We start from the raw sequence: 10956 nt of genomic DNA on the forward strand, positions 1-10956 counted from the left end.
CGCCCGGCGCGCAGTGGCAGGATCGGTCCCATGTCCGACTCGCGCACTTCCGGCGGCGCCGTGACCGGCGGCCCCGCGCAGGCCCCCGACGCCGCGCCGTACGACGCACTGCTGCTGCTCTCCTTCGGCGGGCCCGAGGGCCCGGACGACGTGGTGCCGTTCCTGGAGAACGTCACCCGGGGCCGCGGCATCCCCAAGGAACGGCTGGTCGAGGTCGGCCGGCACTACTTCCGGTTCGGCGGGGTCAGCCCGATCAACGAGCAGAACCGCGAGCTGCTCGCCGCACTGCGCGCGGAGTTCGCCCGGCACGGCCTGGAACTGCCGGTCCACTGGGGCAACCGCAACTGGACGCCGTACCTGGTGGACACCCTCCGCGAGATGGCCCAGGCCGGCCACCGCCGCATCCTGACCCTGGCCACCAGCGCCTACGCCGGATACTCCGGCTGCCGCCAGTACCGGGAGAACCTCGCCGACGCCCTGGCCCAGCTGCGCGCGGAGGGCGTCCCCGAGCCCCGGGTCGACAAGCTGCGGCACTTCTACAACCACCCCGGTTTCGTCGGCCCCATGGTGGAGAACACCCTGATCGCGCTGGCCGAGCTGCCGGAGGAGGTGCGCGACACCGCCCACCTGGTCTTCACCACCCACTCCGTCCCCACCGCCATGGCCGACAGCTCCGGCGCCCCGGACGACCCGGCCCGGGGCAGGCCCGGCGGCGCGTACGTCGCCCAGCACCTGGACGTCGCCCGGCTGGTGGCCGGCGCGGTTGCTGAGGCCACCGGGATCATCGGCCGGCACTGGGAGCTCGTCTACCAGAGCCGCAGCGGCTCCCCGCACACCCCCTGGCTGGAACCGGACGTCTGCGACCACCTGGAGGCGCTGCACCAGGACGGCGCCCCGGCGGCGGTGCTGGTGCCGATCGGCTTCGTCTCCGACCACATGGAGGTCAAGTACGACCTCGACACCGAGGCCCACGCCAAGGCGGCCGAGCTGGGGCTGCCGATGGCGCGCGCGGCCACCGTGGGCACCGACCCGCGCTTCGTCGCGGCGGTGCGCGAGCTGGTGCTGGAGCGCGCGGCGACCGAGCGCGGCGCGCGCCCCGAGCGCTGCGCCTTCGGCGCGCTGGGGGCCAGCCACGACGTCTGCCCGGTCGACTGCTGCCCCAACCCGCGTGCGCCCCGCCCCGCCGCCGCCCAGTCCTGACCGCCGCCGCCCAGTCCTGACCGCCGAACCCCAGTCCTGACCGCCGAGCCCCAGGAGGACCACTCCCCATGACCCAGCCCGCCCCCGAGGCACCCGAGGCCGCCGAGCTGCTGGAGATCGCCCTGGAGGCGGCCCGGCAGGCCGGTGCGCTGCTGCGCGACGGCCGCCCGGCGGACCTCGGCGTCGCCGCCACCAAGAGCAGCCCGATCGACGTGGTCACCGAGATGGACACCGCCTCGGAGCGGCTGGTCATGGGGCTGATCTCCGCCCGTCGGCCGGATGACGGCCTGCTCGGTGAGGAGGGCGCCAGCCGGTCGGGCAGCAGCGGCGTCCGCTGGGTGGTCGACCCGCTGGACGGCACGGTGAACTACCTCTACGGCCTGCCGTCCTGGGCGGTCAGCATCGCCGCCGAGGTCGACGGGCGGGCGGTGGCCGGCGTGGTGGCGGTACCGGCGCGCGGCGAGACCTTCCACGCCGTCGCGGGAGGGGGCGCGTACCTCAACGGGCGGCGCATCCACTGCCGACCCGCCCCCGCGCCCGGTCAGGCGCTGGTCGCCACCGGTTTCAACTATGTGCAGAGCGTCCGCGACCACCAGGCCGAGGTCGCCAGGGCGCTGATCCCGCAGGTGCGGGACATCCGGCGCGGCGGCGCGGCGGCGGTGGACCTGTGCGACGTGGCCTGCGGCCGGCTGGACGCCTTCTACGAGCGCGGCCTCCAGCCCTGGGACATGGCGGCGGGCGTACTGATCGCCCGCGAGGCAGGCGCACTGTCCGGCGGCCGGCCGGGCCAGGAGCCGTCCGGCGAGCTCGCCGTCACCGCCGTCCCGGGGCTGCACCAGCCGCTCCAGGCGCTGCTGGACGAGCTGGGCGCCTGGCACGACTGACCGGGTACGCACCCGAGGCCCCGGGCACGCTGACGTGACCGGGGCCTCGGGACACACTCGACGCACTCGTGATTCACACGGGGAGGTACGCCGGATGCACTCCGGCGTACGACGGCGTCACCGGGCGGTCCCGGTGGCGCGGACAGGCTCGCGTCCCGCCCGTAAGCGGCCGGGTACGCGCAACGGACCCGACGGCCGCGCGGGCCGGGTGACGCGGGATTCAGGCGCCGCTGGGCAGCGCTTCCTCCGAGACGCTGACGCCGTGCTCGGCGGCCAGGCGGCGGAGGTCGTCGAGCTCGGACTGCTCCACCTCGGCCAGGAAGTCGTCTCCCGACTCCAAGGCGCGGTTCAGGTCCTGCTCGGTCTTCCGTATGCGCTGCAGGATACCGGCGGTGAAGGCGTCCATCGGCAGACCCCCTAGGGATGTTCGGGCGACCCCGGGCTTCGGGATGCGGCATTGGGACCGGCGAGTGGGCCCGCCGACTGGCGGTGCCCGGCACGGCCCCGGCCCGACGGGCCGTGACCGCAGACGTTCAGTTCCCTGACCCGGTGCGGTGGTGTCGCGTATCGCACTGCGGGTGGGTGCGAACCGCCGCCGAGCGGCGCGATCGCGGGTTGCAATCGTCCTCCCCACCCCGAACGGCGCGGAAACCTCGATTCTGCCGGCAAATGCCAGAGGCTTCTGCCGGACCGACGGGGTGGAGTGGCCGGGCGACCTCGTCCGCCGGGGTCACCGCGTCCGTCCGAGTGCCCGCTTACCACTGCTTTACACCCGGACGAGGCAGGATGGAGGCACCGTCGGTGCCGTCCGCCCGGCCTGCGGGGCCGCTGGGCCCCGCGCCACCGGGTGCCGGCCTGCCAGTGCGCGCAGGCACGCGCGGACGGCACCGGCGGCCCAACGCGTCCGGTGGCGGCACTCCCGCCGCCCCGGCCAGGAGGAAGGAAGACCGCCTTGCGGGTACTCGTCGTCGAGGACGAGCAGCTGCTCGCCGAAGCCGTCGCCACCGGCCTGCGCCGCGAGGCGATGGCGGTGGACGTGGTGTACGACGGCGAGGCCGCCCTGGAACGGGTCGGCGTCAACGACTACGACGTGGTCGTACTCGACCGCGACCTGCCGCTGGTCCACGGCGACGACGTCTGCCGCGCGGTGGTCGACTCCGGTCTGCCGACCCGGGTGATCATGCTGACCGCCGCCGGGGACATCAGCGACCGGGTGGAGGGCCTGGAGCTGGGCGCCGACGACTACCTCCCCAAGCCGTTCGCCTTCAGCGAACTGGTGGCCCGGGTGCGGGCCCTCGGCCGCCGCACCACCACCGCGCTGCCGCCGATTCTGGAGCGGGCCGGGATCTCGCTGGACCCCGGCCGCCGTGAGGTCACCCGCGACGGCCGCCCGGTGCAGCTGGCCCCCAAGGAGTTCGCCGTGCTGGAGGTGCTGCTGCGCGCCAACGGCGCCGTGGTCTCCGCCGAGCAACTGCTGGAGAAGGCCTGGGACGAGAACACCGACCCGTTCACCAACGTGGTCCGGGTCACCGTGATGACCCTGCGCCGCAAGCTCGGCGAGCCCGCCGTGATCGTCACGGTCCCGGGCTCCGGCTACCGGATCTGACAGGGGGACTCCCATGGCCACCCCACCCCCCACCGCGCCCGGCGGGTCCACCGCCGTGCCGGGCCCGGCCTCCCGGGGCCTGCCGCCGCGACCGAGCCACCCGCCGCACCCGGTGGTGCCGCCACCGGCCACCCCGCCGCCGTACACCCCCCGCATCGGACTGCGCTGGCTGCCGTTCCGGCCCACCATCCGGATGCGGCTCACCCTGCTCTACGGCGGGATGTTCCTGCTGGCCGGCGTCCTGCTGGTGCTGGTGATCTACATGCTGGCCCGGCAGGCGCTCCAGGTCGGCGCCGAGCTGCCGCTCAGCACCATCCCGGAGAACCTCCCGGTGGTGAACTCGCGGACCGGCCAGACCTGGACCCCGCACGAGTTCCAGCAGATGGTCGCGGACTGGCAGGCCCAGGCCCAGCACAAGGCGCTGGACTCGCTGCTGCGCAAGTCGATCACCGTACTGATCGGCCTGGCGGTGGCCGCCCTCGCGTTCGGCTACGCGGTGGCCGGCCGGGTGCTGAGCCCGCTGGGCAAGATCACCCGGATCGCCCGCGAGGTGGCCGGTTCCGATCTGCACCGCCGGATCGAGCTGGACGGCCCCGACGACGAGCTCAAGGAGCTGGCGGACACCTTCGACGAGATGCTCGACCGGCTGGACCGCTCCTTCGACTCGCAGCGCAAGTTCGTCGCCAACGCGTCGCACGAGCTGCGTACCCCGCTGGCGATCAACCGCACCCTGCTGGAGGTGCAGCTCTCCGACCCGGAGGCCTCGCCCGACCTCCAGCAGCTTGGCAAGACGCTGCTCGCCACCAATGAGCGCAGCGAGCAACTGGTGGAGGGGCTGCTGCTGCTCGCCCGCAGCGACAACGAGCTGGTGGACCGGCGGCCCGTCGAGCTCTCCGAGGTGGCCGCCCAGGCGCTGGAGCAGACCAGGGCGGAGGCGGCGACCCGCGGGGTGGAGCTGCGCGCCGCGCTGGGCGAGGTCGCGGTCTCCGGCAACGGCGTACTGCTGGAGCGGATCGCCCTCAACCTGGTCCAGAACGCCGTCCGCTACAACGAGCCGGACGGCTGGGTGGAGGTCAGCACGGCCGTGGTCCCCGGTGGCGCCGGCGAGCTGGTGGTCTCCAACACCGGCCCGGTCATCCCCGGGTACGAGATGGAGCACATCTTCGAGCCGTTCCGGCGGGTCAAGAGCGCCGAGCGCACCCGCAGCGACAAGGGCGTCGGCCTGGGGCTGTCCATCGTCCGCTCGGTGGTCCGGGCGCACGGCGGCTCCATAGAGGCCGTTCCCCGCCCGGGAGGCGGCCTGCTGATGCGGGTGCGCATCCCCGGCGCCTGACCGGCGTCCGACGCCCGTACGGGCCCGCACAACTCCCTCGCACCGCCCCCGGGAGCCACCGCGCTCCCGGGGGCGGCGGCGTGCTGCCCGCAGGCCGGTGGCGGCCGCCGCCGACCGGAGTCACGGCCGCTTGTCATTTGCGGGTGCTTCAACTTACGGTGGCGTAACCTACGCACCCGTAGGTCGCCCCGACCGCAGGAGCCTGCCGACGTGACCACAGCCCCCACCCAGCGCAGCGGATCGACCACCTGGACCGACGCCCGGCTGCTGCAAGCCCTCGAAGAGGTGGTCGAGCAGGAGCTCAACCGCCATCTGAAGGTGGCCAAGGAGTGGATGCCGCACGAGTACGTGCCCTGGAGCCAGGGCCGCGACTTCGACGGCGTGCTGGGCGGCGAGGCATGGGCCCCCGAGCAGTCCGGGCTCACCGACGTCGGCCGGGTCTCGCTGGTGGTCAACCTGCTGACCGAGGACAACCTCCCCAGCTACCACCACGAGATCGCGACCATGTTCGGCCGCGACGGAGCCTGGGGCACCTGGGTGCACCGCTGGACCGCCGAGGAGGGCCGGCACGGCATCGCGATCCGCGACTACCTGCTGACCACCCGCGCCGTCGACCCGGTCGCCCTGGAGCGGGCCCGCATGGAGCACATGTCGGCCGGCTTCGAGTCGGACAACCGGCACAGCATGCTGCACTCGGTGGCGTACGTGGCCTTCCAGGAGCTCGCCACCCGCATCTCGCACCGCAACACCGGCCACACCTCCGGCGACGCGGTCTGCGAGCGGATGCTGGCCCGCATCGCGACCGACGAGAACCTGCACATGGTCTTCTACCGCAACCTGCTGCTGGCCGCCCTGGAACTGGCCCCCGACCAGGCCATGCGGGCCGTCGCCGACGTGGTGACCGGCTTCCGGATGCCCGGCCACGGCATGCCCGGCTTCGAGCGCGCGGCCGCCCAGATCGCCATCGGCGGCGTCTACAACCTGCGCATCCACCACGACGACGTACTCCAGCCCGTGCTGCGCCACCTCAAGGTGATGGAGATCGGCGGCCTCGGCCCCGAGGGGCAGCAGGCCCAGCAGGAGCTCGGCTTCTTCCTGGAGGGTCTGGACACCCAGGCCACCCGCTTCGACGAGCGCCGCGCCGCCTTCCTGGCCCGCCGCGCCGCCCGCAACCAGGAGTGACATACTCATCACCCAGCAGCGGACTTCTCAGCTTTTGTCCGGACAGAACGCCATGGTGACCAAGCTCACAGCGAATCGCCTATAGTATCCGCCTGCAAGCACGACGTGACGGAGCCCGCTACGGCCGATGTCACCCAAGGTGACCGTCCTGCCGGGCGGCCCTGTCGCCGCCGCTCCCCGACCGCCTTCGGGCGGACCGGGTTTCGTCGGCTTCGCCAGGGTTTCCACCAGGACGTTTCCGCAGGCAGTGATCACGGTAAGTGCATCTAGGGGCGCGCGCGGACCCGGCTCCGCAGCCCGCCACGACCCTCCGCCGACACCGCACACCATCACCTCTTCGGGGCGGGGTTGGGTGTCGATTGAGTAACAGGCCTTGAAGTAAGGCAAAATCTCCGCTTCGGGACGGGCACAAGACCGGCCCCTCATGCGTTACGAGCGCTGGAGATACCGCAGACACCCGGAGGGGGAGAGCGATAAATGGCTACTGACTACGACACACCACGCAAGACCGATGACGACCTCAACGAGGACAGCATCGAGGAACTGAAGGCCCGCCGGAACGAGAAGACGTCCAGCTCTGTGGACGTCGACGAGTTCGAGCAGGCCGAGGGCCTGGAGCTGCCCGGCGCGGACCTCTCCAACGAGGAGCTGTCCGTCCGGGTCCTGCCCCGGCAGGCCGACGAGTTCACCTGCATGAGCTGCTTCCTGGTCCACCACCGGAGCCAGCTGGCCGCCGAGAAGAACGGCAACCCGATCTGCAGGGACTGCGCCGCCTGATCGGCGGGTAACCGGAGAGTCATGGCACGCATCCGGAGACGCAGCAGCGCCGACCGGTTCCGGACATCGGAGCCGGCGGCAGGTGAGGCCGCCGACCAGGCGGCCGAGGAGGCGGCGGACGAGATCGCATCGATCGCCGCGGAGATGGAGCACTGGGACGGTCCCGCCGAGGCGGACCCGTCCCACCCCCGCGAGCGAGGCCGCCAGCGTCTGGCCTCGCTCGCAGGCGTCCTGGCCCGAGGTGTGGGGCGCGGCGGCCGCACGGCGGCCCGTGGTGCCACCGTCGGGATGCGGACGCTCAGCGACCGGCTGCTCGACGCGGCCCCCCGCATCCCGGTACGGAGTCTGGCCACCCTGCGCGACCAGCACCCCTCGGCGGCCGACCGGGAACAGCTCGCCGACCGCCTCACCACCGGCGCGGTCCGCGCCTCGGCGGCCGTCGGGGCCGGCGTCGGAGCGGCGGCCATGATGCCGACACCCCCCGCGATGCCGGTGGAGATCGCCGCCGAGACGCTCGCCGTCGCCGCCATAGAGATCAAACTCATCGCGGAGCTCCACGAGGTCTACGGCGTCCGCGCCCCCGGCGGCGCCACCGACCGGGCCGGCGCCTATGTGAACGCCTGGACCAACCGGCGCGGCATCGACCTCACCCGCCCGGTCGGCATGACGGCGCTGCGCCTCAGCGGCGAACTCAAGCAGCAGCTGCGCCGCAGGCTCACCCGCAGCAGCCTGCGCAAGGTGCCCTCACTCACGCCGCTGCTGATCGGGGCCGGCATCGGCGCCGGGGTCAACAGCCGGGACACCCGCAGGCTCGCCCAGAAGGTCCGCGACGACCTGCGCGGGCGCCCCCCGGACCAGGAGGGCTACTGGGCCGCCGCCCGGCCCCCGTCCGGCCCGGACGACCGCCGCCCCTGAAGCGGCCTGCCCCGGGCGCTCAGGCGGGCTTCTGCTCGGCGCGGGCGGCCTCCAGGGCCGCCGCCAGCCGCTCCGGCGTCCGGGTGGACAGATAGACGTACGGCGTGGGGTCCTCGGGGTCGCTGACCTCCACCCGCAGTGCCGTCGGCACATAGGAGCGCAGCAGCATGAAGGCCCGCGGATCGGCCTTCACCGTGCGCCAGGCCACCGTCTCGGCCGGGTCCAGCGGCTGCGCGGCGCCCAGCGCCCCCACCGGGATGCGGGCGTCACCGGCCACCAGTGACCCCTGCACCACCCGGATGCGGACCGAGCCGTAGCTGCTCAGCGCCGCCGCACCGAGCACCACCCCGGCCACCAGGGCGATCAGCGCGGCCACCCCGCTGAATCGCAGCAGGATCAGCGCGAGCGAGAGACCGGCGCCGACGGGCAGCAGCCACCAGGAGCGCGGCGCGGTAAGGCGTTCGTCGTACATGGGCTCCATTGTGGGCGCTCCATGCCCGCGATCACCGCCGCCCCCCACCGCCGCCCCCCACCGCCGTCGGCGCGCCACCGGTACGGGCGCAGCGGGCACGGCCGACGGTAGGGTCAGCGCCTGTGACCGGACCGACTCCACCCGAGGCCGCCGGGCTCCGGGCCCCAGACCAGGCCGGAGCGCGGCCCGCCACCACGCCGCCGCCCGACGCCAGGCCCGCCGTACGGCACCCGGACGCCCCGGCTCCGGGCACGCCGCTCGGCTCCCACTACGAGCACTGCTTCGGCTGCGGTCCGCAGCAGCCGCAGGGCCTGCACCTGGTGGCCAGGGCCGGCGAGGGCGTCGAGGTGAACGCCGAGTTCACCGTCAAGCCGGCCCACCAGGGCGGCCCCGGGCTGGCGCACGGCGGGGTGCTGGTCAGCGCGATGGACGAGGCGCTGGGTTCGCTCAACTGGATCCTGCACACCGCGTCGGTGACCGGGCGGCTGGAGACCGACTTCATACGACCGGTGCCGGTCGACACCGTCCTGCACATCCACGCCAGGGTCACCGGGATACACGGCCGTAAGATCTACTGCACGGCCGAGGGCCGGATCGGCGCTCCCGACGGCCCGGTCGCCATCCGGGCCCAGGCGCTCTTCGTCCAGGTCTCCCTGGAGCACTTCACCGCCAACGGGCGGCCTCAGGACATCAAGGCCGCCATGGAGAATCCCGATGTCCTCAAGCGTGCCCGAGCCTTCGAGGTGAACCCGTGAGCCCTGCCCAGAACCGGCACCCGGTGGACATCCTGGTCCGCCGACTCGACCCCGACCTGCCGCTGCCCTCGTACGCGCATCCGGGGGACGCGGGCGCCGACCTGCTCACCACCGTCGACGCCGAGCTGGCACCCGGTGAGCGTGTCGTGCTGCCCACCGGTATCGCCATCGCGCTGCCCGACGGCTACGCGGCCTTCGTCCACCCCCGGTCCGGCCTGGCCGCGCGGTGCGGCGTCGCGCTGGTGAACGCCCCGGGAACGGTGGATGCCGGGTACCGTGGTGAGATCAAGGTGATCGTCGTGAATCTCGACCCTCGGGAGAAGGTCGGCTTCCGCCGTGGGGACCGTATCGCCCAGCTGGTCGTCCAGCAGGTCGAGCGGGCGCGTTTCCACGAGGTGGCCGAGCTGCCCGGATCGGCCCGTGCCGATGGGGGCTTCGGGTCGACGGGAGGCCATGCCGCGGTTAGCATGCCCGCGGCCGGGCAGGTATTCACGTCGGCCCCCGACCGGGAAGGACAGTGACCGTGTTCCGTCGTCGCAACAAGAGCGAGGACGCTGTCGAGCAGCTCGCCGAGGACGCCCCTGGCGTCGATGAGTATGTCGACGACGTCGAGGGTGCCTCCGACACAGACAGTGCAGCGGCGTCCGACGGCGCTGACCTCGCCGAGGCCGACCCGACCGACCGGGTCGGACTGCCGCCCGCGCCGCGTCCGGACGGCCCCTGGGACGTGTCCGAGCTGGAGAGCCCCGAAGAGGGCCGGGTCGACCTCGGCGGCCTGCTGATCCCGGGTGTCGAGGGGATGGAGCTCCGGGTGGAGGTGGCCGGCGACTCGATCGTCGCCGCGACCCTGGTGCTCGGCAGCAGCGCCATCCAGCTGCAGGCGTTCGCCGCGCCGAAGTCCGAGGGCATCTGGGGCGAGGTCCGCGAGGAGATCGCCGGCGGTATCACCCAGCAGGGCGGCATCGTCGACGAGGAGGAGGGCCCGCTCGGCTGGCACCTCCGCGCCCAGGTGCCGGTCCAGCTGCCCGACGGCACGCACGGCGTCCAGCTGGTGCGCTTCGTCGGCTGCGACGGCCCGCGCTGGTTCCTCCGGGGTGTTATCTCCGGCCAGGCCGCCGTGCAGCCGGAGACCGCCGACGTCCTGGAGCGGGTGTTCCGGGAGACGGTGGTGGTCCGTGGCGAGGCCCCGATGGCCCCCCGCGACCCGATCGTGCTCAAGCTCCCCGAGGACGCCCAGATGGTGGCGGACGGCGGCGCCGGCCAGCAGGCCGAGGGAGAGGGCGAGGCCCGCTTCTCCGGGACGGTCCTCAACCCCTTCGACCGCGGTCCGGAGATCACCGAGGTCCGCTGACCCCGATCCTTCGGTGCCCCGGGCAGCCTCCCCCAGCGGAGGCGCCCGGGGCACCGCCGCGTCCGGCGGCCCGGCGGATTTGCCTTCGCCGCCGTCGCGGTCGTAGAGTTCCACGGTCGCTCGTCAGGGAGCACCGGACGCACGGATCGTGCGGGCGGACCCGGGGCGGCGAACCCTTTCTCATCCTCCGCGAACGCGGCCCGCTGCGTGCGGCCGTGTGTGCGGAATTCGGGAAAGGCGGCGATTAGACCGGATCGGTTCTCTTCGCTAGGGTTTCATCTCGTCGGAACGGGCCGAAAAGCCCGCCCCGGCAAAGCCTCCCGAGGCCGGGAAGCGCGGGAAGACGGTCAGAGCGATCTGATAGAGTCGGAAAGCGCCGAAAGGCCGAAGGAAATGCAGGAACCCCGCCAGCGGGGGTCGGAAACGCGGTAAGCGGGTCTGATAAGCTGGTGAAACCGAAGGGAAGCGCCCGGAGGAGCCT

The 10956-nt window shown here is 73.1% G+C and carries 13 protein-coding genes; 10 read left to right on the forward strand and 3 right to left on the reverse strand.

Translation table 11 applies throughout. The annotated features are described in order from the left end of the window. Nucleotides 1–30 precede the first annotated feature (30 nt). Entirely contained in the window at nucleotides 31–1200 is a 1170-nt protein-coding gene (locus tag ACIQGZ_RS23865; RefSeq protein ID WP_402605069.1) for a ferrochelatase, read from the forward strand. 68 nt (nucleotides 1201–1268) lie between these two features. Continuing rightward, on the forward strand, nucleotides 1269–2084 hold the full coding sequence (locus ACIQGZ_RS23870; protein ID WP_402605071.1) for an inositol monophosphatase family protein: 816 nt from the start codon (nucleotides 1269–1271) through the stop codon (nucleotides 2082–2084). 220 nt (nucleotides 2085–2304) lie between these two features. On the opposite strand, the gene ACIQGZ_RS23875 is transcribed toward ACIQGZ_RS23870, so the two are convergent. Next, nucleotides 2305–2490 (reverse strand): hypothetical protein, encoded by a 186-nt coding sequence (locus ACIQGZ_RS23875; RefSeq protein ID WP_402605073.1) that lies wholly within the window; start codon nucleotides 2488–2490, stop codon nucleotides 2305–2307. Between the two features lie 546 nt (nucleotides 2491–3036). Here ACIQGZ_RS23875 and ACIQGZ_RS23880 point away from each other — a divergent pair. The 5 genes from ACIQGZ_RS23880 (at nucleotide 3037) to ACIQGZ_RS23900 (ending at nucleotide 7897) form a co-directional block, all read left to right on the forward strand. Continuing rightward, nucleotides 3037–3690 carry a response regulator transcription factor gene (locus tag ACIQGZ_RS23880; protein WP_402605076.1) on the forward strand — a complete coding sequence of 218 codons (654 nt, stop codon included), beginning with the start codon at nucleotides 3037–3039 and terminating at the stop codon, nucleotides 3688–3690. A gap of 13 nt (nucleotides 3691–3703) precedes the next feature. After that, nucleotides 3704–5023 (forward strand): sensor histidine kinase, encoded by a 1320-nt coding sequence (locus ACIQGZ_RS23885; RefSeq protein ID WP_402605079.1) that lies wholly within the window; start codon nucleotides 3704–3706, stop codon nucleotides 5021–5023. A gap of 210 nt (nucleotides 5024–5233) precedes the next feature. Next, nucleotides 5234–6205 (forward strand): acyl-ACP desaturase, encoded by a 972-nt coding sequence (locus ACIQGZ_RS23890; protein ID WP_402605081.1) that lies wholly within the window; start codon nucleotides 5234–5236, stop codon nucleotides 6203–6205. Between the two features lie 477 nt (nucleotides 6206–6682). Further along, the gene (locus ACIQGZ_RS23895; protein WP_402605083.1) at nucleotides 6683–6982 is read left to right on the forward strand and encodes a DUF4193 domain-containing protein; all 300 of its coding nucleotides are present in this window, start codon (nucleotides 6683–6685) and stop codon (nucleotides 6980–6982) included. Nucleotides 6983–7003: 21 nt separating this feature from the next. Then, nucleotides 7004–7897 (forward strand): hypothetical protein, encoded by an 894-nt coding sequence (locus ACIQGZ_RS23900; protein WP_402605086.1) that lies wholly within the window; start codon nucleotides 7004–7006, stop codon nucleotides 7895–7897. Between the two features lie 19 nt (nucleotides 7898–7916). On the opposite strand, the gene ACIQGZ_RS23905 is transcribed toward ACIQGZ_RS23900, so the two are convergent. Further along, a complete protein-coding gene (locus ACIQGZ_RS23905; protein ID WP_402605089.1) occupies nucleotides 7917–8378 on the reverse strand; it encodes a DUF3093 domain-containing protein in 462 nt (153 codons plus the stop codon). Between the two features lie 113 nt (nucleotides 8379–8491). Here ACIQGZ_RS23905 and ACIQGZ_RS23910 point away from each other — a divergent pair, with 113 nt between their 5' ends. From ACIQGZ_RS23910 to ACIQGZ_RS23920, 3 genes are read left to right on the forward strand one after another with little or no spacing between them, the layout of a single operon-like run. Further along, nucleotides 8492–9124 (forward strand): PaaI family thioesterase, encoded by a 633-nt coding sequence (locus ACIQGZ_RS23910; RefSeq protein WP_402605092.1) that lies wholly within the window; start codon nucleotides 8492–8494, stop codon nucleotides 9122–9124. Continuing rightward, entirely contained in the window at nucleotides 9121–9645 is a 525-nt protein-coding gene (gene dut / locus ACIQGZ_RS23915; protein WP_402605095.1) for a dUTP diphosphatase, read from the forward strand. The genes ACIQGZ_RS23910 and dut overlap by 4 nt, the downstream gene beginning before the upstream one ends. After that, nucleotides 9642–10475 (forward strand): DUF3710 domain-containing protein, encoded by an 834-nt coding sequence (locus tag ACIQGZ_RS23920; protein ID WP_402605098.1) that lies wholly within the window; start codon nucleotides 9642–9644, stop codon nucleotides 10473–10475. The genes dut and ACIQGZ_RS23920 overlap by 4 nt, the downstream gene beginning before the upstream one ends. 267 nt (nucleotides 10476–10742) lie before the next feature. On the opposite strand, the gene ACIQGZ_RS23925 is transcribed toward ACIQGZ_RS23920, so the two are convergent. After that, nucleotides 10743–10956 (reverse strand): hypothetical protein (locus ACIQGZ_RS23925; RefSeq protein WP_402605101.1); only part of this gene is annotated, 214 nt, incomplete at its 5' end.

The organism is Streptomyces sp. NPDC092296 (assembly GCF_044755465.1).
Lineage (GTDB): Bacteria > Actinomycetota > Actinomycetes > Streptomycetales > Streptomycetaceae > Peterkaempfera.